Origin of the sequence: Actinomadura sp. WMMA1423, from assembly GCF_006547145.1 — a bacterium.
GTDB lineage: Bacteria > Actinomycetota > Actinomycetes > Streptosporangiales > Streptosporangiaceae > Spirillospora.
In genome coordinates this window covers 8,092,004-8,112,467 of record NZ_CP041244.1, presented here as the reverse complement: position 1 = coordinate 8,112,467, position 20,464 = coordinate 8,092,004, and the positions used below count along the sequence as shown (strand labels likewise).

Genomic DNA, 20,464 nt, shown 5'->3' with positions numbered 1-20,464 from the left:
CCCCTATGCGGATCCTTTCTCCCGAGCCGGGCGAGACCGACCTCGCCGAGCGCTACGCCTACCCGGCCGACGGCACCTGGCTGCGGGCGAACATGGTCGCCAGCCTGGACGGCGCGGCGCAGCGCGACGAGCGCAGCGGCGGTCTCGGCAACGAGGCCGACCGGCACCTCTTCCTGCTCCTGCGCGGCCTCGCCGACGCGGTCCTCGTCGGCGCCGGGACGGTGCGCGCCGAGGGGTACGGGCCCGTCCGGCCGAGCGAGGGCTGGGACGGCGTCCGCGAGGGCCGCACGCCCGTGCCGCCGCTGGCCATCGCGTCACGGACCCTCGACCTGGACTTCGACGCGCCCGTCTTCACCGAGGCGCAGGTCCCGACGATCGTGCTGACGACCGCGACCGCCGACCCCGTCCGGCTGAAGACCGCGCGGGAGCGCGCCGACGTCATCGTCGCCGGGCACGACTCGCTCGACTTCCCCGCCGCCGTGCGGGAGCTCGCCGCCCGCGGCCACCGGCGCCTCCTGTGCGAGGGCGGCCCCGCCCTCCTGGCGCAGATCGTGGCCGCCGGGCTGCTGGACGAGCTGTGCCTCACGCTGAGCCCGCTCCTGCTCGCCGGGCATCCGGCGGGGATCCTGAACGGGCCGCCCCTTCCCGTCCCGCCGGAGATGGCGCTCGCCCATGCCTTGCAGGACGACGACTTCCTGTTCCTGCGCTACACCCGCAGCCGGTAGCGGACGAACAGCACGCCCTCGTCCAGGTAGAGGGCGGACGGTTCGAGCGGCACCTCGGCGTCCAGTCCCTCCAGGAGGCGGGTGTGGCGCGAGCCCCCGAGGAGGGTCGGGGCGATGTTGAGGCACAGCTCGTCCACCAGGGACGCCTTGATGAGCGCGGTCGCCAGCGACGGGCCGCCCTCGCAGAGGAGGTGCTCGTAGCCGAACTCCTCGCGGAGCACGTCGACCGCCGCGGGGAGGTCGACGTCGTCATCGCCTTCGGCGACCACCCGGAGGTGGGCCGGCGCCTTGGCGCGGGCGTCGCGGGCCGTCACCACGACGGTGGGCGTCTCCGCCTCGGTGAACAGCGGGAGCGTCCAGTCGAGGTCGAGGGAGCGGCTCACCACCACGATGGGCGCGGGCGGGCCGCCGCGGCGCGCGCGCAGATCGTCGCGGAGGCGCGCCGGGCCGAGCCGTCCCGTGCGGACGGTCCCCGCCCCCACCACGATCGCGTCGGCCAGGGCGCGCAGGGTGCGGAAGACGCGGAAGTCGGCTTCGCCGCCGAGTCCGTCGGTCCAGCCCTCGGCGTCGGTGACCGAGCCGTCCGCGCTCATGACCATGCCCAGCCGCAGGCGGGGCGGGTCGCCGTACGCCTCGTAGGCGTCGACGCCGCCGGCGGCGGGTTCGGGCAGCAGACGGCGCATGACCTGCACGTTATCGGACCCCCGGGATGTCTCTTTGTCGGTGCCGGGGAGCAAGATGGGTGCATGGACCTGCCGATCAGCCCGCCGCTGCCGCCGATGCTGGCCAAGGCGGTCAAGACCATGCCCAAGGGCGACCTGCTGTACGAGCCCAAGTGGGACGGCTTCCGCTGCATCGTCTTCCGCGACGGCGACGAGGTGGAGCTGTCCAGCCGCGGCGAGAAGCCGCTCACCCGCTACTTCCCCGAGCTGGTCGAGGCGGTGCGGCGCGAGCTGCCCGAGCGGTGCGTGGTGGACGGCGAGATCGTCCTGCCGAAGGGGACGCGCCTCGACTTCGACGGGCTCCAGCAGCGCATCCACCCCGCCGCCTCGCGGATCAAGCTCCTGTCGGAGCAGACCCCGGCGTCGTTCGTGGCGTTCGACCTGCTCGCCCTCGGGGACGAGTCGCTGATGGAGGTGCCGCTCGGCGAGCGGCGGCAGCGGCTCGTCGACGCCCTGGCCGGCGCCGAGGCGCCCATCTACGTCACGCCCGCCTCCGACTCCTACGAGCTGGCGCTGCGCTGGTTCGACGAGTTCGAGGGCGCCGGGCTCGACGGCGTCATCGCCAAGCCGCGCGACGCCTCGTACGAGCCCGACAAGCGCGTCCTGTTCAAGGTCAAGCACGAGCGCACGGCCGACTGCGTGGTCGCGGGCTTCCGCTGGCACAAGTCGGGGCCCATCGTGGGGTCGCTGCTGCTCGGCCTGTACAACTCCGAGGGCGCCCTCCAGCACGTGGGCGTCGCGGCCTCGTTCACGATGAAGCGCCGCGCCGAGCTGGTCGAGGAGTTGCAGCCCTACCGGCTGGAGGACCTCTCCCAGCATCCGTGGGCTGGATGGGCGAACCAGGACGAGGCGACCGTCGACCGCATGCCCGGCGCGATCTCGCGCTGGACCGGCAAGAAGGACCTCAGCTGGGTGCCGCTGCGTCCCGAGCTGGTGGTCGAGGTGGCCTACGAGGCGATGGAGGGCGCGCGGTTCCGCCACACCGCCCGGTTCCGGAACTGGCGCCACGACCGGACGCCCGCCTCCTGCACCTACGAGCAGCTCGAGGTACCGGTGGCCTACGACCTCGACGACATCTTCGGCGGCCCCGCGACGCGCCCGCGCGTCGACCGCTGAGGGGGGGCGGGCCCGGCGCCGAACCGCGTCCGGCACCGGGCCCGACCGGACCGCCGCCGCGGCGGCGGCCCGGTCTTCCGCCGTCAGGGCTGGGTCTCGTTGCGGACGGTCTGCCTGACGACCTCCTGGTCCGGCTGCGCGGCCAGCTTGGCCGACACGAAGGGCCGCAGGTAGGTCTGGTTGACGCCGGGGACGCGGTCCTCGATGACGAAGGTCGCCTTGGTGGAGGCCGCGGCGCCCGGGGTCCGTACGGTCGGGAGCGTCTTGAAGTCGGCCTTCATCTCCTCCTTGCCGATCTTCGTCAGCACGTAGCCGCGCTGGTTGTTGTAGAAGCGCAGGTGCGGGTTGATCTTGAGGTAGGGGTGCGCGGCGGGGTCGGAGTCGGCGCCGTCGCCGGTGCTGGTGATCGAGGTGCACACCAGCTCCGAGCCGACCGTCCGGGAGCCGGGGTCGTCGTAGTCGGCCTTCAGGTCGCTCGCCCAGTGGGCGTGGACGTCGCCGGTGAGCACGACGGCGTTGCGGACCTCGGCGTCCAGCCAGCCCTTGGTGATCCGGTCGCGGGAGGCGACGTAGCCGTCCCAGGCGTCCATCGAGGTCTTCTTGACGGGCCCGGCCGTGTTGTCGCGCTGGGCGAAGAACACCTGCTGGCCGAGGACGTCCCAGCGGGCGCCCGAGCGGCGGAAGCCGTCGAGCAGCCACTTCTCCTGCCGGTCGCCGGTGATGGAGCGCTTCGGGTCGGTGGCCTCGGGGCAGTCCTTGTAGCCGTCGCCGCAGCCCTGGTCGTCGCGGAACTGCCGGGTGTCGAGCATGTGGAAGCTGGCCAGCCGCCCCCACCGGATCCGCCGGTAGAGCTGCATGTCGGGGCCCGCGGGGACGGACTTGCGGCGCAGCGGCATGTTCTCGTAGTAGGCCTTGAACGCGGCGGCGCGGCGGGCGCGGAAGCTCTCGTAGGAGGGGGTGTCGGAGCCTTCCTCGGGGATGTAGCCGGCCCAGTTGTTCTCGACCTCGTGGTCGTCGAACACGACGAGCCACGGCGCGGCCTGGTGCGCGGCCTGCAGGTCGCGGTCGGACTTGTACTGGGCGTGCCGCAGCCGGTAGTCGGCCAGCGTGACCGTCTCCGGGCCCTCGTGGTCGCGGACGTTGCCGCCCGGGATCGTGTACACGCCCTTCTTGTACTCGTACTGGTAGTCGCCCAGGTGCAGGACGAGGTCGGGGTGCTCTTCGGCCAGCCGGCGGTACGCCGTGAAGTAGCCGTGCTCGAACTGGGAGCACGACACGAAGGCCATGGCGAGCGCCGGGCCGAAGACGGACGGGTGGGGGGCGGTGCGGGTCAGCCCGACCGGGGAGACGTGGCCGTCCACGCGGAAGCGGTACCAGTACTCGCGGCCGGGGCGCAGGCCGCCCAGCTCGACGTGGACGGAGTGGGCGCCCTCGGGGCGGGCGGCGGCGGTCCCGCGCCGGTCGATGCGGCGGAACCGGGGGTCGGAGGAGACCTCCCAGCGGACGGGGACGGTCCGGGCGGGCATGCCGCCGAGGCCGTCCTCGGCGTGCGGGTCCAGGGCCAGGCGGGTCCAGAGGACGAACCCGTCGGGCTCGGGGTCGCCGGAGGCGACGCCCAGCGTGAACGGGTCGGAGGGCAGGGCGCGGGTCCGGGGGGCGGCGTGGGCGGTGCCGGGAGCGCCGGTCACGGCGGCGGCGGTGATGAGTCCGCTGGTGGCGAGACTGCTGGTGGCGAGGAATGCGCGCCGGTTCAGCGGGCGGGCGGAGTCGGCCATGAAGGAGTGACCTTTCGGAGGGTTCCGGCAGTGCTCGCCGGAAAGCCTCACGAAGATCGATGACCAGGGGGTACCGCGCGGATGACACCCGCCACAACAAAGACGATCTTTTTGGCCGGGCTAGAAGATCACGCCGGGCGCCGAGGGGTGATAGACTCCGGAGCTGCAAAAGCGCATAGAGATACTCCACCCTATGAATAGGAGTGTAGTCCACGCATGGGACTTCGTCAAGCGGGCGCTGTCAACCCGGAACGGGAAGAAAAAGCGACGCGGGCCGCCGTGCACGTCGAGCAGGAGTACGTGTCGGGCGTGTACGAGCGCCTCGACGCCGAGCGCGACAAGGCCGCGGCCGCGCTGCGCGAGGGACCGGCGGCGGGGGGCGGCGCCGCCTTCCAGGCGCGGGTGGAGAGCGCCATCGCCACCGACGAGGCGGCCCGGCGGCTCGTCCGGCTCAACGCCGTCGAGCACGGCCTGTGCTTCGGCCGCATCGACCACCGCGCCGACGCGGGCGGGCCCGGCGACACCTTCTACATCGGCCGCATCGGCCTGCGCGACGAGGACCACGAGCCCCTCCTGATCGACTGGCGCGCCGCCGCGGCGCGGCCGTTCTACACCGCCACTCCCGGGGCGCCCGGCACGCTCGCACGGCGCCGGCACCTGCACCTTCGCCACCGCGAGGTCGTCCGGCTGGACGACGAGGTGTTCGACCTGGAGGGCCTGGAGGAGTCCGAGCGCGGCGGCATCGTCGGCGAGGCCGCACTGCTGGCCACCCTCCGCCGCGGCCGGACGGGCCGGATGAGCGACGTCGTCGCGACCATCCAGGAGGAGCAGGACCAGGTCATCCGCTCCGGTCTGCAGGGGGTGCTGGTCGTCCAGGGCGGCCCCGGCACGGGCAAGACGGTCGCCGCCCTGCACCGGGCCGCCTACCTCCTCTACACGCACCGCGACGTCCTAGAGCGGCGCGGCGTGCTCATCGTGGGCCCGAACGCCACGTTCCTGCGCTACATCGAGCAGGTGCTGCCCGGCCTCGGCGAGACGGACGTCGCCCTGGCCACGGTCGGCGAGCTGTATCCGGGGCTCAAGGCGACGGCCGGCGAGGCCCCCGAGGCGGCCGTGGTCAAGGGCGGGCTCCGCATGGCCGACTTCGTGAAGGCCGCCGTCCACGACCGCGAGCGAGTCCCCTCCGGCGGCCTGCGCGTCGAGACCGACGACCTCACCCTGGTCGTGGATGCCGGCAAGTGCGAACAGGTCCGCGACCGGGCCCGGGCCCTGCGCGCTCCCCACAACGTGCAGCGGCGCCGCTTCGTCCACGACATGCTGGAGGCGCTCGCCCTCAACCGGGCCGAGCAGTTCGACCGCATCATGGACGAGCCTCTGGAGGAGATGGCCCGCTCCGGAGGGCTGCCCAGCTGGCTGCAAGAGCTCATCGACGAGGCCGAGGACGAACCCCTCCTGGACGAGACCGACCTCCGTCTGGCCAAGGAGGCCCTCTGGCAGGACCCGGCCGTCAGGTCCGCCCTGGACGAACTCTGGCCCGACCTGACCCCCGAGCGGCTCCTCAGCGATCTCTACGCCTCCGCCGAGGCCCTCGCGCGCGTGGGCGCCGAGGCGGGCCTCTCCCCCGACGAGTGGGCGCTCCTGCACCGCCCGCCCGGCTCGCCGTGGACGGTCTCCGACGTCCCCCTCCTGGACGAGGCAGCCGAGCTCCTCGGCAAGGACGACTCCGCCGACAAGGCCCGCGAGCGCGCGGCGCAGGCCGAGCTCGCCGAGGAGGAGCGCTACGCCCGCGAGGTCATGCAGACGACCGACGGCACCGAGATGATCCTGGCCAGCGATCTGATCTCCGCGAGCGAGCTGGCCGAGCGCCACAACGAGGGCGGTCCGCGCCTCACCACCGCCCAGCGCGCCATGGCCGACCGCGAGTGGGCCTACGGCCACGTCATCGTGGACGAGGCGCAGGAGCTCTCGGAGATGGCCTGGCGGACCGTGATGCGCCGCGTCCCGACCCGCTCCCTCACGGTCGTCGGCGACATCGCCCAGACCGGCAGCGCGGCGGGCGCCGCGTCGTGGGGCCAGATGCTCGACCGCTACGTCCCGGGCCGGTGGCGCGAGCAGCGCCTCATGGTCAACTACCGCACCCCGGCCGCCATCATGAAGGTCGCCGCCGACGTGCTGGCCGCCGTCGCCCCGGACCAGACCCCGCCCGAACCCGTCCGCGACGACGGGCCGCCGCCGGCCGCGCTCGCGCTGCCGGTCGCCGAGCTGCCCTCCCTCGTCCGCTCCGAGCTGGTCCTCGTGACCGGCGGGGAGAACATCGGCGGCGCCTTCAAGGAGGGCCGCCTCGCCGTCATCTCCTCGGCGGCCCGCCACGGCGAGGTCCTGCGGGCCCTGCCGGACGCCGCCGTCGGCGCCACCCCCGAGGCCCTCGACTCGCCCGTCGTCGTCCTGACCGCCGAGGAGGCCAAGGGCCTGGAGTTCGACTCGGTCGTCGTGGTCGACCCGTCCGGCATCCTCGCCGAGTCGGCCAAGGGCGGCCAGGACCTCTACGTCTCGCTGACGAGGGCCACCCGCCGGCTGACCGTCGTCCACGACGGGGAGCTGCCGCCCCTGCTATCGGCGCTGGAGTAGGCCGGTCAGGGTCTTGTCGAGCTCGGCCCTGACGACGTCGCTCGCCGCCGCCGGGTCCCGGGCGCGGATCGCCTCGACGAGGGCGGCGTGGGCGGCCCGGCCGTGGGCGGCGTCGGACGCGCGGACGTCGACCAGGGCGGCGAGGTCGAGCAGGCCCTCGCGCAGGACGGGGACGAACCCGGCGAACAGGTCGGCGAGGACCGGGTTGTGGGCGGCGGCGATCACGGCGGCGTGCAGGGCGATGTCGGCGTCGATGAACGCCTCGACCGCGGGGTCCGCGCGGGCCTCGTCGCGGGCCGCGAGGGCCCGGTCGAGGGCCGCGAGATCGTCCGCCGTGCGGCGCTCGGCGGCCAGCTCCGCGGCGCGGACCTCCAGCATCTCGCGGATCTCGTAGACGTCGGCGACCGAGGCGCGGCGGAGCCGGGCGGGCCAGTCCTCGGCCGGCTCTGTCGCGACGACGAACACGCCCGCACCCTGGCGGGCCTGGACGAGACCGGCGCCGGCCAGGGCGCGCAGGGCCTCGCGGACGGTGGAGCGGCCCACTCCCAGGTCCTTGGCCAGCGTCGTCTCGCCGGGGAGCCGCGTGCCGACCGGCCACTCTCCGGCAGCGATCTGGTCGCGCAGACGCTGGGCGGCCTGCTCGACGAGCGGGCTGGGACGGAGCGGGCCGAGCGGCATCGAGGTCCTCCGGGACGGCGGCGGGCCTCCAGCGTAGACCCACCTCAGCTTGTCTGAGGAGCTGAGGTGTGGTTGAGTGGGCGGCATGTCGTGGTGGGGCCTTCTTCTCGGTCGCCGCGGCGGGGCCTGATCCAGACCGGCACCCCGTCGCGGGGTCCGGTGCTGCCGGTCGTCCGGCGATTCCAACGGAACAGGCCCATGAACGCAGACACGCGATACCCGACCTTGCGCACCCCGTCCGGCCCGGTGGCCGACGGCGCGCCCTTCTGGAACCCCCAGCGCGGCAGCGCCATGCCGTCGCACCGGTACCGGTCCGCCCACGAACGCGTGCCCTCGCCCGTGCCGGCGGTGGAGCGCGACTGGCCGTCCCGGCGCATCGAGAGCGCGCCCCTGTGGGTGCCCGTCGACCTCCGGGACGGCAACCAGGCGCTGGCCGAGCCCATGGACACCGCCCGCAAGCGCCGCATGTTCGACCTGCTCGTGGCGATGGGCTTCAAGGAGATCGAGGTCGGCTACCCCTCGGCCAGCCAGACCGACTTCGACTTCGTCCGCCACCTGGCCGAGGCTGGCGTACCGGACGACGTGACGCCCGTGGTGTTCACGCCCGCGCGCACGGATCTGATCGAGCGGACGTTCACCTCGATCCAGGGGCTGCCCAGAGCGGTCGTCCACCTGTACACGGCGACGGGCCCGGTGTGGCGGGACGTCGTACTCGGGTCGGACCGCGACGGGGTGCGGCGGCTGATCCTGGACGGGGCGGCCGACGTCGCGCGCCTGGCCGGGCCGGGCGTGCGGTTCGAGTTCTCCCCCGAGACGTTCAACGCCACCGAGCCGGACTACGCGCTGGAGGTGTGCGACGCGGTCACCGCGCTGTGGGACGCCTCACCCGACCGCCCGGTGATCCTCAACCTGCCCGCCACCGTCGAGATCGCCACCCCGAACGTGTACGCCGACCAGATCGAGTACATGCACCGCAACCTCGCCCGGCGCGACGCGGTCATCCTGTCGGTGCACCCGCACAACGACCGCGGGACGGGCGTCGCGTGCGCGGAACTGGCGGTGCTGGCCGGCGCGCAGCGGGTCGAGGGGTGCCTGTTCGGCAACGGGGAGCGGACGGGGAACGTCGACCTGGTCACGCTGGCGCTGAACCTGCACGCGCAGGGCGTCGACCCCCGGATCGACTTCTCCGACATCGACGAGATCCGGCGGACGGTCGAGCACTGCAACCGGCTCCCCGTCCACGAGCGCCACCCGTACGGCGGCGACCTCGTGTACACCGCGTTCTCCGGGACGCACCAGGACGCGATCGGCAAGGGCATGGCCCGCCACGCGCGCCGCGCCGCCGAACAGGGCGTGCCGCCGGAGCGGCTGCCCTGGGAGGTCCCGTACCTGCCGATCGACCCTGCCGACGTCGGCCGCGGCTACGAGGCGGTCATCCGCGTCAACAGCCAGTCCGGGAAGGGCGGCATCTCCTACCTGCTGCGGACGGAGTACGGGCTCGACCTGCCGCGCCGCCTGCAGATCGAGTTCTCCCAGGTCGTGCAGCGGGAGGCGGACGGCAGCGGCGAGGAGGTCACGGCGGAGCAGCTGTGGGAGCTGTTCCGGGCCGAGTACCTGGACCGGCGGGGCCCGGTCCAGGTGACCGGCTGGCGGACGTCCCACACCGGCCCCGCGCGGCACGACTTCACCGGCGTCGTCCGGGTCGACGGCGACGAGCGCGAGCACACCGGCACGGGCAACGGCCCGCTGGACGCCCTGACCGGCGCGCTGGCGTCCGCCGGGATCAAGGCGGACGTCCTGCAGTACGCCGAGCACTCGGCCGGAGCCGGACGGGACGCCATGGCCGTCGCCTACGCCGAATGCCGCGTGGACGGCGTGACCCGCTGGGGCGCCGGACGCGACACCTCCGTGCTCACCGCCTCGGTGGAGGCCGTCCTGTCGGCCGTCAACCGCGCTAAGAGCGGTTAGACGACTTCAGGGACCGCCTCCACGACAGGCCGGTTCCGGGGATGCGGAACGTCATGTGGCGGCGCCCGTCCGCACCGCGCGTGTAGCGGGCGCCGCGCCCTCCGACACTGTGCCCGACGCCCTTCTTGGAGAAGTTGAGGCGGAACGGGCCCATCTTCATCGACTTGCGATAGCTCCAACCCATGCGTCGGGGCTGCCCGGCAGCACGCCGGGCATTCCCGCCGCCCTTTCCCGGACATCCGTAAAAGGCAATACGGACAATCACATCGGGGCAACGGCAGGAGGTGACCAAATCCGGACCGACTTCGTCGTGTGCCGCCCTTTACCCGCGGCCCCGGGACGGGGAGCCTGTGGCGCGTCGGAGATCATTTTCATACTCGGAGGTGCGGGTTGGCCAGGCGATCCCTGAGACGGACCCGGCGGACCATGGCGGTGGCCGTGCTGACCGGCGCGGCGCTCGCCGGCGCGGGCGGCGGCGCCACGGCGCTGGCCGGGACGTCCCCCAAGATCGTGGTGAAGGACGGGGTCACCCAGCCCGTCTTCTCCTACAAGGACGCCATCCGCGAGCACGTCTACGTGGAGTCCGGCGTGGACAGCGACCGGGACGGCAAGAAGGACCGCGTCAACGTGGACATCATCCGGCCGAGGGAGACCGAGCACGGTCTCCGGGTGCCGGTGATCATGGACGAGAGCCCCTACTACGACAACGCGGGGCGCGGCAACGAGAGCGAGCGCAAGACCTACGACGCGGCCGGGAACCCGGTGAAGTTCCCGCTGTACTACGACAACTACTTCGTGCCGCGCGGGTACGCCTTCCTCGCCGTGGACATGGTCGGGACGACCCGCTCCGACGGCTGCCCGGTCAGCGGCGGCCCGACCGACGTCCTCGGCGGCAAGGCCGTGGTCGACTGGCTCAACGGGCGCGCGAGGGCGTACCGGCCCGACGGCAGTCCCGTGAAGGCGACCTGGACGACCGGCCGCACCGGCATGATCGGCAAGTCCTACGACGGGACGCTCGCCAACGGCGTGGCGGCCACCGGCGTCGAGGGGCTGGAGACGATCGTCCCGATCTCGGCGATCAGCAGCTGGTACGACTACAGCCGGATGAACGGCGTGAAGTACTGGACCGACGAGCAGCCGGGGCTCGCGGACTACGTCGACACCGACCCGCCCGAGAAGTGCGCCGCCGTGAACGCCGGTCTCGACGAGGGCGAGGACGACGCGACCGGGAACTACAACGCGTACTGGAAGACCGCCGACTACCGGGACGGGACGGTCGCCCGCGCGTCCCGCGTGCGCGCGAGCGTCTTCGCCACCCACGGCGTCAACGACCTGAACGTGAAGGACGACCAGTTCGCCGAATGGTGGAACGCCCTCGCGCGGCGCGGGGTGCAGCGCAAGGTGTGGCTGACGCAGCGCGGCCACGTCGACCCGTTCGACACCCGGCGGGACGCGTGGGTGGCGACCCTGCACAAGTGGTTCGACCACGAGCTGCAGCGGATCCCCAACGACGTCATGCGGCAGCCCCGCGCCGACATCGAGGTCGGCCCGGACCAGTGGATCACCCAGCGGGACTGGCCGTCGCGGGACGCGCGGAACGTCGTCCTGCGACCGGGCCGGGACGGCTCCCTCGGCCTGAAGCCGGCCCCGGCGGGCGCGACCGCCTCGTTCACCGACGAGGCCGGCCCGCAGGGCGCGGGCCACCCCGAGGACGCGATGGTCTCCGACCCGACGGCGGCGAAGCCCTACCGGACCGCGTTCGTGTCGGCCCCGCTTCCCGCGACGGGACGCCTGTCCGGTACCCCCGCCGCACGCCTGAAGATCAAGCTGGACGAGCCCACGGCGAACCTCACGGCGCTGCTGGTCGACTACGGCGACGACACCCGCGTGGACTACCTCGGCGCCGGCTCCGGCATCCGGACGCTGAAGACCGAGGACTGCCACGGTGAGAGCACGCCCACCGACGACGCCTGCTACAGGCAGACCGAGGTCACGACCGTGACGTCGCCGGTGAACGTGGTCGCCCGCGGCTGGCTCGACGCCCAGAACCACCGGTCGCTGAGCCGCCCGTCGCCCCTCGTGCCCGGCCGCTACTACGGCGTCAGCTGGCAGACGCTCAGCCAGGAGTACGTGCTGAAGAAGGGCCACCGGCTGGCCCTCGTCCTCGCCGGGACGGACGCCGACTACAACACCGAGACGCCGACGGGCGCCAAGGTGACGGTGGACCTGCGCGGCAGCTCCGTCAGCGTCCCGGTGGTCGCGGCCGGGGACGACGTGACCACCCTCGTCGCCCCGCCGCAGCCCGCCGAGACCTGGCGCGGCCCGGTCAAGGTCGACCTGCCCGTCCAGGAGCGCGAGCTCTACTGACGCGCGACTGACGCGCGCGGCCGAAGGCGGACCGGCCCGCCGTCCCTTCCGGGGCGGCGGGCCGGTCCGCTGGGGGCACCGCTTCAGCCCTGGTTGTCGGTGTCCTTGCTCGGCTGGACGCGCTTGGGCTCGCCGGGCATCTTCGGGTAGTTCGGCGGGTACGGCATGTCGCCGAGGCCGTGGTCCTTCTCGTCGCGGTCGGCCATGTCGAGGAGGGCTTCGAGGGAGAACGACGCGTCGTCGATCGAGGCGTGCAGATCGCCCAGCTCGGCGAAGCGCGCGGGCATCGTGGCGATGGTGAAGTCGCGCGGGTCGACGCCCGGGAGCTCCTCCCAGGTCACGGGCGCCGAGACCGGGGCGTGCGGGGCCGGGCGGACGCTGTAGGCCGAGGCGATCGTGCGGTCGCGGGCGTTCTGGTTGAAGTCGATGAAGATCTGCTCGCCCCGCTCCTCCTTCCACCACTTCGTGGTGACCTCGGCGGGGGCGCGGCGCTCCACCTCGCGGCCGAAGGCGAGCGCGGCCCTGCGGACCTCGGTGAACGTCCAGCGGGGCTCGATGCGGACGTAGATGTGCACCCCGCCCTTGCCGGACGTCTTGACGTACCCCGTGTAGCCCAGCTCCGACAGCAGGTCGCGGGCCGGGCCGAGCGCCACCCGGACGGCGTCGGAGAAGTCGGTGCCGGGCTGCGGGTCGAGGTCGATGCGCAGCTCGTCGGGGTGGTCGACGTCGCCCTTGCGGACGGGCCACGGGTGGAAGGTCAGCGTCCCGAGGTTGGCCGCCCAGGCGATCACTGCGACCTCGTCCGGGCAGACCTCGTCGGCCGAGCGCCCGCTGGGGAAGGCGATCCGGGCGGTGCGCACCCACTCGGGCGCGCCCTTCGGGATGCGCTTCTGGTAGAACGCGTCGGACCTGCCGGCGCCCATGCCCGCCTGGCCGCGGGCGTAGTCCTCGCGGGTGGCCATCTTGGCGCCCTCGAAGACCCCGGCGGGCCAGCGTTCCAGCGTCGTCGGGCGGTCGCGGGTGGCGCGCAGGATCCCCTCCCCCACGGCCAGGTAGTACTCGACGAGCTGCCGCTTGGTGTAGCCGTGCTCGGGGAAGTAGACCTTGTCGGGATTGGTCACCTTGACGAGCCGATCCCCGACCGGGATCTCGATGAAGGGCGAGGCCATAACCGCACGTTAACCCACGGCCACGACAGTCCTCCGCGGCATCGCCGCCGGGTACGGTCGAAGCATGGAGAAGATCCGCAAAAGCGAGGACGAGTGGCGGGCCCGGCTGAGCCCGGAGGAGTTCCACGTGCTGCGTGAGGCGGGCACGGAGAAGCCCTTCACCGGCGAGTACACCGACACCAAGACCGTCGGCGTCTACCGCTGCCGCGCGTGCGGCACCGAGCTGTTCCGCTCGGAGACCAAGTTCGAGAGCCACTGCGGCTGGCCGTCGTTCTTCGCGCCGTCCGACTCCGAGGCGGTCACGCTGATCGAGGACCGCTCGCTCGGCATGGTCCGCACCGAGGTCCGCTGCGCCGTCTGCGACTCGCACCTGGGCCACGTCTTCCATGGCGAGGGCTACGACACCCCGACCGACGACCGCTACTGCATCAACTCGATCTCCCTGACCCTCGAACCCGCCGAATGACGCAACCTCCCCGGGCCTTGACGCGTCACATTGACGATCACAGCAGTGACGGTCAACCCCCGGGGAGTCGCCGTGGACGAGTTCACCCCCTACGAGATCGCCTTACTGTGCGGCGGGCCCACGCGCGCCGCCCAGTGCGCGCTCCTCACCCTCTACGAGGGGCGCCGCGTACGGGTCTCGCGGGGCACGCGCCGCGTGACCGTCGTCAAGCGGGAGGCTGACGACAAGATCCAGGCCGCGCTTCTCCAGGAGGTCCCCGACACCGGCTTCCAGCTCGGCTACGTCCTCGACGCCGTCGCCGAATCCGATGAGGTGGCCGCCGTCGCGGGCGGGCTGCTGGAGAGGGGACTCCTGCGCAGGGGGTTCCGCGGCCGGCTCCGGGCCACGCGGCAGGGGCGCCGGACCCGGCGCAGGCTCCGGGCGGACGCCGAGTCCGGCGCCCCGTCCGGGCTGGGCGCGCTGAAGGACACCGCGCCGGACGCGGTCACCAGGCTCGCCGCGCTGGGTACCGCAGCGGTCGAGGACGCCAAGCTCCGCTAGGTCATGGAGATGGACAACCCCAAGCCGCTCGACCTGCCCTACGACTGGGCCCTGAACGGAGTCAGGCGCGGCCCCGAGCTGGACCTGTCCGAGACGAAGTTCTCGGGCTACGCCTGGAACGCCTGGGACACCTGGGGCAGCGGCCCCGGCCCCTACTAGGGGGTGTCGGAGACGCCGCAGTCGTCCTTGTCGCTCTGCTTGTTGGCGAGGACGACGCTGCCGTTGTCGTCGCTCTTGCCGTGGACGAAGACGCGGGGCTCGTCGTCGCCGCCGTCCTTGAGGAACTGGGTCGTCCACTTGCACAGGTCGATGGCCGGGTCGGAGTTCTCGTCGGACTCCCCGAGGTCGGTGTAGACGCGCACGAAGCTGCCGCTGCGGCGGACGTCGGTGACGTGCTTGACGACCTTCTTGCCGGGGTCCTTGGTCTCGAAGTACGGCACCGCATCGGTGATCTCGTCGGGGTCGCCGGCGGCCGCGACCCGCTCGTGCGGGGACGGGGCGGCGCCCGTGCGGGCGGCGACGGCGGCGCGGGGAGCGGGGCCGGAGCTTCCGGGCAGTGCGAGCAGGGCGGCCGTGAGGACCGCGGCCGTCGCGGTGAGCGCGCCGGCGGCGGTGAGCCGCCGTCGGCGGGAGCCGCTCATGGACGCGATCAGGCTGTGCACGCGGACCGTGAACTCGGACGGCGGCCGGGCGTGCCGTCCGCGGGCGTGCCGGGCGGGAGACTTGGTCACGGACGGCACTTTACTGCCGGCCGCCCCCGCCCGACGCGTGATTCGGCGTGATGAGCCCGGCTAGGCCAGACCGGCGACCAGCTCGGCGACCGGCTTGCGGCGACCTGTGTAGAAAGGTACTTCCTCGCGGGTGTGCAGTCGCGCGCTCGCGCCCCGCAGGTGCCGCATCAGGTCGACGATGCGGTGCAGCTCGTCGGCCTCGAACGCCAGCATCCACTCGTAGTCGCCGAGCGCGAACGCCGAGACCGTGTTGGCCCGGACGTCGGGGTAGTCGCGGGCCATCTTCCCGTGCTCGGCGAGCATCGCCCGGCGCTCCTCGTCCGGGAGCAGGTACCACTCGTACGAGCGGACGAACGGGTACACGCACACGTAGGCGCGCGGCTCCTCGTCGGCCAGGAACGCGGGGATGTGGCTCTTGTTGAACTCCGCCGGGCGGTGCAGCGCCATCTGCGACCACACCGGCTCGCTGGCGCGGCCCAGCGCCGTCCGGCGGAACCGGGTGTAGACCTCCTGGAGGTCGTCGGAGGTGGGCGCGTGCCACCAGAACATGTAGTCGGCGTCCGCGCGCAGACCGGCGACGTCGTAGGCGCCGCGCGTGGTGACGTCCTTCTGGGCCGCCTGGTCGAGGAGGTCCTGAACCTCCGCGGCCTCCTGCTCGCCCGCGGTCCCCGGGCTCGCCACCCGGAACACCGACCACATGGTGTAGCGGATGACGTTGTTGAGTTCGCGTGCCTTCGGCTTGCCCGCCTGCTCGGTCATGGTCCAACTCCTTCTCGACTGCGCAAATGGTCCAGCACCCGGATCGCCGCCGCGCGCGCGGAGGCGATGCACGCGGGGATGCCGAGGCCGTCGTAGGCGGCGCCCGCGACGGCCAGCCCCGGCGCTCCGGCGACCGCGGCCCGGACCTTGGCCACGCGGTCGGCGTGGCCCACGTTGTACTGCGGGAGGCCGCCGCCCCACCGGGTCACGCGGCTCTCGACCGGCAGCTCGGTGACGCCGCACGTCGCGGCGAGCTCGGCCATGGCGGTCGCCGTGAGCTCCTCGTCGGTCCGCTGGAGCGTGTGCTCCTCGCCGTACCGCCCGATGGAGCAGCGCACCGCGATGACGCCCGGGTCGCGGTCGCGCAGGTGCGGCCATTTCAGCGAGCTGAACGTGACGGCCTTGACGCCCCGCCCGCCCCGGGCGGTGTCGCACTCCACGTTCGGGACGAGGTAGCCGCTGCCCTCCGGGAGCCGCGGGAACGCCGTGGCCCGGTAGGCGAGCGTGATGATCGCCATGCTGGCGTACTCGATGCCGGCCAGCTCCCGCGCGGCGGCGGGGACGTCCGGCTCCAGCAGCCGGGACGCCGGGGCCCCGGGGACCGCGACCACCACCGCGTCGGCGTCGAGGTGCTCGGGGGCGCGGGCCGGGCCCACGGTGAGCCGCCAGCCGTCCTCGCGGCGGCGCAGTTCGCGGACCATGGCGCCGGTCCTGATCGTCCCGCCGGCCTCGGCGATGCCGGCGGCGACCAGGTGCGGGAGCGTGCCGAGCCCGTCCGGCAGCGTGGCGAACACCGGGCCCGGGTTCTTCGGCGCGGCGTCCCGGATGCCCTGGACCGCGTGGATCAGCGAGCGGTGGGTGCGCGCGGCGGCGGCGACGGCGGGCAGCGTGGAGTCCAGCGACAGCCGGTCGGCCCGTCCCGCGTACACCCCGCCGAGCAGCGGCTCGACGAGCCGGTCGACGACCTCGGCGCCGAGGCGGGCGCCGATGTAGTCGGCGACGGAGACGTCCCCGCCCCGCGGGGTCTCCGGCAGCACGAGGTCGAGCGGGACGCGGGCCAGCCCGGCGGGCGACAGCACGTGCGAGGCGGCCAGCGCCTTCAGGTCGGACGGCACGCCCATCACCTGGCCGGCCGGGATGGGCCGCACCGCGCCGCGGCTGAGGATCCCCGAGGAGGTGGTCCCGGGGTTCACGAGGTCGCCGGAGCGGCCGAGGTCGCGCACGAGGTCCAGGCCCTCGGGGCGGCGGGCGAGCATCGACTCGGCGCCCTCGTCGACCGGGATCCCGGCGATCTCGCTGACCCGCAGCTTCCCGCCGACCAGCGGGGAGCCCTCCAGGACCGTCACCCGGACGCCCTCCCGGGCGAGCAGGCGCGCGGCGGCGAGGCCCGCGATGCCGCCCCCGACGACAACGGCATGGGACGTGGTCATGCCTCCAGCCTCCCAGACGCCCCGCCGGATCGCGCACCGGGGCGACGTGAACCTCGGCACTCGCACCGCCCGGCTTTTTGTGGCGGAGATGACAAGATCTCAGAACCTCGCCAGTGAATACTGGCAGACATGATCCCTCGGACGACCTCCCTCCGGGCCGCGGCGGTCCTCGCGGCCGGCGCGCTCGCGCTCGGCGGGCACGCGGCCCCCGCCTCGGCCGCGGACCGCGGCGGCTTCACGCCGGTCCCGCTGCCGTTCTTCTGGCCGAACAACAACCTCTACGACGTCGCCGCCGCCTCGTCCGACAGCGTCTGGATCGCCGGGAACCAGGGGGAACTGGTGGTCCCCGGCCCGATCCCGGGGACCGGGCGGATCGTCCCCGGCAATCCCGTCGTGCGGCGCTGGAAGGGCGGGCGCTGGGTCGAGTACGACCTCCAGGGCCTGGCGAGCCGCGGCACCATCACCGACGTCGACGCGGCCGGGCCCGAGGACGTGTGGATCAGCGGCCCGAAGTACGGCTCGGACGACGCGGCGCCGGTCCCCTACGCGGCGCGTTTCACCGGCTCCCGGTTCGAGCAGGTGGCGCTGCCGTCCGGCGCCCGCAGCGCGAGTCTCCAGGCGAATGCCGACGGCGTCTGGGTCGGCACCGACACCGGCTTCTACCGCCGAGCGGGCGGCGGCTGGACGCTCCTCACCGCTCTCCCCGGCATGCGCCGGCAGACGTCCTACATCCGGGCGGACGATGACATCTGGGTCCTCGGTACCGCCTCCTCGACCGACGAGACGCTCGCAGCGCGGCACTGGGACGGGCGGTCCTGGCAGAGCGTCCCCGTACACGAACCCGTGCCGGGGACCGGCTTCACCGACATGCTCGCCCTCTCCCCCACCGACGCCTGGGCCACCGGCATCAGCTACAGCACCTCGCCGGCGACACCCGTCCTGATGCACTGGGACGGCACGGCCTGGACGGGCGTCACCCCGCCGCCCGGCCTCAACGCGCTCACCAGGATCGCGAGGGGCGGGGACGGGACGCTGTGGGCGGTCGGGCACTCGCTCGACGACCCGGCGAGGCCGGGCCTGATCCGCTACGGCGGCGGGGCCTGGGAGCGGGTCCCGGCCACCGCCGTGCCGAACAGGAGGAACTTCTACGCGGGCGCGCTCGCCGTCGTCCCCGGCACCGGAGCCCTGTGGACGCTCGGGACCGTCGACATCGGCGGGCCCGTCGTCCTCACCGACGGCCCGTGATCGGGACGTGCCCGCTTCGTGCCCGGATCGCGATCCGTCCCGAGGAACGGTGATATCCGGCACATCGTCCAAGCCTCATGCGGATCGTCAGGAGCATCACCTGCGCGCTGGTCGTCCTGCCCATGGCCGGGATCGTGGCCGCCTGCGGGGGCGGTGACCACTCCTCCGGAGCGTCGGACTCCGCGGCGCGGGGCGTGGCCACGGCCCCGGCCCTCCCGTCCGGCGCCAAGCGCGCGGAGGGCGCCGAGGTCGCCCCGCAGGGCGGGGGCGGGGAGCGGACGCAGGCGCCGCTGCCGACCGGGCGCGAGGTCGTCTACACCGCCGACCTGCGGGTCAGAGCCGGGGACGTGGAGGCCGCCGCCGCCAAGGCCAAGCAGATGGTCACCGCGGCCGGCGGCTACGTCGAACGGGAGTCGACGTCGAGCGACCCGGCCCGCTCGGAGGTCTCACTCAAGATCCCGAGTGAGCGGTACGCCGAGGTGCTGGGCCGGCTCGGCGCGGAGCTCGGCACCAAGCTCTCGCTCAGCCAGCAGACCGAGGACGTCACCGGCGAGGTCGCCGACGTCGACTCGCGGGTGCGGTCCGCGAAGGCCGCGCTGGAGACGTTCCGCAAGCTGCTCGACCGGGCGAAGTCCGTCGGCGAGATCATGAGCATCGAGCAGGAGATCTCCCAGCGGGAGGCCGACCTGGAGGCGCTCCAGGCGCGCCAGAAGTCGCTCTCCCACCGCACGCGGTTCGCGACCGTGACGGTGACCCTCGTGACCAAGGGCGCGCCGCCCGTGAAGAAGGACGACTCGCGCGGCGGTTTCGTCGGCGGGCTGCGGAGCGGCTGGCACGCGTTCACCGCCTTCGTCGGCGGGGTCGCCGCCGTGCTGGGCTGGCTGCTGCCGTTCCTCGTGGCGGCCGCCGTGATCGGGCTCCCGGTGCTGGCCCTGCGGCGCCGGCGGCTCGCCCGCTCCGCGGACGGCGCGGACGGTTCCGGGCCCGAGCAGGAGAAGGCGCCCGAGCAGGAGAAGGCGCCCGAGCCGCAGGACGCCAAGGCCGCCGTCTGCGCCGGCGAGGGATCCACGAAGGAGCCCCCGCAGGGGCCGCGGCCGCCCGCCTAGCGCGGGTCCTCGGTGCTCGCCTCGTGGACGAGGTCCGCGAGGCGGGCCAGCACGTCCGGGTCGATGGACGGCAGGACCCCGTGGCCCAGGTTGAAGATGTGCCCCTCGGCCGTGCGGCCGCGGGTCAGCACGTCGCGGGCCCGGCGCTCCACGGTCTCCCACGGCGCGAAGAGGACCGCCGGGTCGAGGTTGCCCTGCAGGGCCTTGCCCGGCTCGACGCGGCCGACGGCCTCGTCGAGCGGCACCCGCCAGTCGACGCCGACGACGTCGGCCCCGGCCTCGCCCATCAGGCCGAGCAGCTCGCCCGTCCCGACGCCGAAGTGGATGCGCGGGACGCCGAGCGGCTCGATCTCGGCGAAGATGCGGCGGGCGTGCGGCAGGACGGACTCGCGGTAGTCCTGCGCGGCGACCGAGCCGACCCAGGAGTCGAAGACCTGCACGGCGCTCGCGCCGGCCGCGATCTGCACCTTCAGGAACGCGATCGTGAGATCGGCCAGCCGCTCCATGAGCCGGGACCACAGCTCAGGCTCGCCGTACATGATCGCCTTGGTGCGCTCCTGGTTCTTGGACGGCCCGCCCTCGATCAGGTACGAGGCGAGCGTGAACGGGCCCCCCGCGAACCCGATCAGCGGCGTGCCGCCCAGCTCGCCGACCAGGCCCTCGACGGCCTCGGTCACGTACGGGACGTCGTCGGGAACGAGAGGGCGCAGGACGTCCAGATCCGCCGCGCTCCGGATCGGATCGGCGATGACCGGCCCGATGCCGGGCTTGATGTCGAGGTCGACGCCGACGGCCCGCAGCGGCACCATGATGTCGCTGTAGAAGATCGCGGCGTCCACGGTGTACCGGCGCACCGGCTGCATCGTGATCTCCACGACCATCTCCGGGCGGGTGCACGACTCCAGCATCGGGACGCCCTCGCGGAGCCGCAGGTACTCCGGCAGGGAGCGTCCCGCCTGGCGCATGAACCACACGGGCGTGTGCGGGACGGGCCGCCGGCGGCAGGCCAGCAGGAAGGGGCTCTCGGCGAGGCCGCCGT

General features: G+C 73.4%; 19 protein-coding genes. 10 read left to right on the top strand and 9 right to left on the bottom strand.

The features are described 5' to 3' along the window. Window positions 1–5: 5 nt before the first annotated feature. Complete coding sequence (locus FKD65_RS37585; RefSeq protein ID WP_141583873.1) at window positions 6–725, top strand: pyrimidine reductase family protein; 720 nt, start codon at window positions 6–8, stop codon at window positions 723–725. On the opposite strand, the gene FKD65_RS37580 is transcribed toward FKD65_RS37585, so the two are convergent. Continuing rightward, the gene (locus FKD65_RS37580) at window positions 707–1,408 is read right to left on the bottom strand and encodes a dihydrofolate reductase family protein (protein WP_141583871.1); all 702 of its coding nucleotides are present in this window, start codon (window positions 1,406–1,408) and stop codon (window positions 707–709) included. The genes FKD65_RS37585 and FKD65_RS37580 overlap by 19 nt on opposite strands. A 63-nt stretch (window positions 1,409–1,471) precedes the next feature. On the opposite strand from FKD65_RS37580, the gene FKD65_RS37575 reads away from it, so the two are divergent. After that, complete coding sequence (locus FKD65_RS37575) at window positions 1,472–2,563, top strand: ATP-dependent DNA ligase (RefSeq protein ID WP_141583869.1); 1,092 nt, start codon at window positions 1,472–1,474, stop codon at window positions 2,561–2,563. Window positions 2,564–2,646: 83 nt separating this feature from the next. Here FKD65_RS37575 and FKD65_RS37570 read toward each other — a convergent pair whose 3' ends face one another. Then, window positions 2,647–4,338, bottom strand: coding sequence for an alkaline phosphatase (locus FKD65_RS37570; protein ID WP_141583867.1), 1,692 nt, complete (start codon window positions 4,336–4,338; stop codon window positions 2,647–2,649). A 216-nt stretch (window positions 4,339–4,554) separates the two neighbouring features. Between FKD65_RS37570 and FKD65_RS37565 the strand changes: the two genes are divergently transcribed. Continuing rightward, on the top strand, window positions 4,555–6,966 hold the full coding sequence (locus tag FKD65_RS37565; RefSeq protein WP_141583865.1) for an ATP-binding domain-containing protein: 2,412 nt from the start codon (window positions 4,555–4,557) through the stop codon (window positions 6,964–6,966). Here FKD65_RS37565 and FKD65_RS37560 read toward each other — a convergent pair. Beyond that, entirely contained in the window at window positions 6,949–7,644 is a 696-nt protein-coding gene (locus FKD65_RS37560) for a FadR/GntR family transcriptional regulator (protein ID WP_141583863.1), read from the bottom strand. The genes FKD65_RS37565 and FKD65_RS37560 overlap by 18 nt on opposite strands. A 291-nt stretch (window positions 7,645–7,935) precedes the next feature. Between FKD65_RS37560 and leuA the strand changes: the two genes are divergently transcribed. Continuing rightward, window positions 7,936–9,612, top strand: a complete 1,677-nt coding sequence (leuA, locus tag FKD65_RS37555) for a 2-isopropylmalate synthase (protein WP_205718971.1) — start codon at window positions 7,936–7,938, stop codon at window positions 9,610–9,612. On the opposite strand, the gene FKD65_RS37550 is transcribed toward leuA, so the two are convergent. After that, window positions 9,599–9,796 (bottom strand): DUF4236 domain-containing protein, encoded by a 198-nt coding sequence (locus FKD65_RS37550; protein ID WP_141583858.1) that lies wholly within the window; start codon window positions 9,794–9,796, stop codon window positions 9,599–9,601. The genes leuA and FKD65_RS37550 overlap by 14 nt on opposite strands. 242 nt (window positions 9,797–10,038) lie before the next feature. Here FKD65_RS37550 and FKD65_RS37545 point away from each other — a divergent pair, with 242 nt between their 5' ends. After that, window positions 10,039–11,979, top strand: coding sequence for a Xaa-Pro dipeptidyl-peptidase (locus FKD65_RS37545; RefSeq protein ID WP_141583856.1), 1,941 nt, complete (start codon window positions 10,039–10,041; stop codon window positions 11,977–11,979). Window positions 11,980–12,062: 83 nt separating this feature from the next. On the opposite strand, the gene FKD65_RS37540 is transcribed toward FKD65_RS37545, so the two are convergent. Further along, window positions 12,063–13,148, bottom strand: coding sequence for a DNA polymerase domain-containing protein (locus tag FKD65_RS37540; RefSeq protein ID WP_141583854.1), 1,086 nt, complete (start codon window positions 13,146–13,148; stop codon window positions 12,063–12,065). A gap of 64 nt (window positions 13,149–13,212) precedes the next feature. Here FKD65_RS37540 and msrB point away from each other — a divergent pair, with 64 nt between their 5' ends. The 3 genes from msrB to FKD65_RS44610 are packed head-to-tail and all read left to right on the top strand — an operon-like array spanning window position 13,213 to window position 14,313. Further along, entirely contained in the window at window positions 13,213–13,614 is a 402-nt protein-coding gene (gene msrB, locus FKD65_RS37535) for a peptide-methionine (R)-S-oxide reductase MsrB (RefSeq protein ID WP_141583852.1), read from the top strand. A 45-nt stretch (window positions 13,615–13,659) separates the two neighbouring features. Then, window positions 13,660–14,154 (top strand): TIGR04222 domain-containing membrane protein, encoded by a 495-nt coding sequence (locus FKD65_RS37530; protein WP_168221303.1) that lies wholly within the window; start codon window positions 13,660–13,662, stop codon window positions 14,152–14,154. Window positions 14,155–14,157: 3 nt separating this feature from the next. Further along, window positions 14,158–14,313, top strand: a complete 156-nt coding sequence (locus FKD65_RS44610; RefSeq protein ID WP_168221302.1) for a hypothetical protein — start codon at window positions 14,158–14,160, stop codon at window positions 14,311–14,313. On the opposite strand, the gene FKD65_RS37525 is transcribed toward FKD65_RS44610, so the two are convergent. The 3 genes from FKD65_RS37525 to hemG are packed head-to-tail and all read right to left on the bottom strand — an operon-like array spanning window position 14,310 to window position 17,074. Continuing rightward, the gene (locus FKD65_RS37525; protein WP_141583848.1) at window positions 14,310–14,885 is read right to left on the bottom strand and encodes a hypothetical protein; all 576 of its coding nucleotides are present in this window, start codon (window positions 14,883–14,885) and stop codon (window positions 14,310–14,312) included. The genes FKD65_RS44610 and FKD65_RS37525 overlap by 4 nt on opposite strands. A gap of 60 nt (window positions 14,886–14,945) precedes the next feature. Beyond that, a complete protein-coding gene (hemQ, locus tag FKD65_RS37520) occupies window positions 14,946–15,644 on the bottom strand; it encodes a hydrogen peroxide-dependent heme synthase (RefSeq protein ID WP_141583845.1) in 699 nt (232 codons plus the stop codon). Beyond that, window positions 15,641–17,074 carry a protoporphyrinogen oxidase gene (gene hemG / locus FKD65_RS37515; protein WP_141583843.1) on the bottom strand — a complete coding sequence of 478 codons (1,434 nt, stop codon included), beginning with the start codon at window positions 17,072–17,074 and terminating at the stop codon, window positions 15,641–15,643. The genes hemQ and hemG overlap by 4 nt, the downstream gene beginning before the upstream one ends. 129 nt (window positions 17,075–17,203) lie before the next feature. Here hemG and FKD65_RS37510 point away from each other — a divergent pair, with 129 nt between their 5' ends. Both FKD65_RS37510 and FKD65_RS37505 read left to right on the top strand, forming a co-directional pair. Beyond that, the gene (locus tag FKD65_RS37510) at window positions 17,204–18,319 is read left to right on the top strand and encodes a hypothetical protein (RefSeq protein WP_141583841.1); all 1,116 of its coding nucleotides are present in this window, start codon (window positions 17,204–17,206) and stop codon (window positions 18,317–18,319) included. Between the two features lie 77 nt (window positions 18,320–18,396). Continuing rightward, a complete protein-coding gene (locus FKD65_RS37505) occupies window positions 18,397–19,425 on the top strand; it encodes a DUF4349 domain-containing protein (protein WP_141583839.1) in 1,029 nt (342 codons plus the stop codon). Here the strand turns inward: FKD65_RS37505 and hemE are convergent. Then, window positions 19,422–20,435 carry a uroporphyrinogen decarboxylase gene (hemE, locus tag FKD65_RS37500; RefSeq protein WP_302931625.1) on the bottom strand — a complete coding sequence of 338 codons (1,014 nt, stop codon included), beginning with the start codon at window positions 20,433–20,435 and terminating at the stop codon, window positions 19,422–19,424. The genes FKD65_RS37505 and hemE overlap by 4 nt on opposite strands. Between the last annotated feature and the right edge of the window lie 29 nt (window positions 20,436–20,464).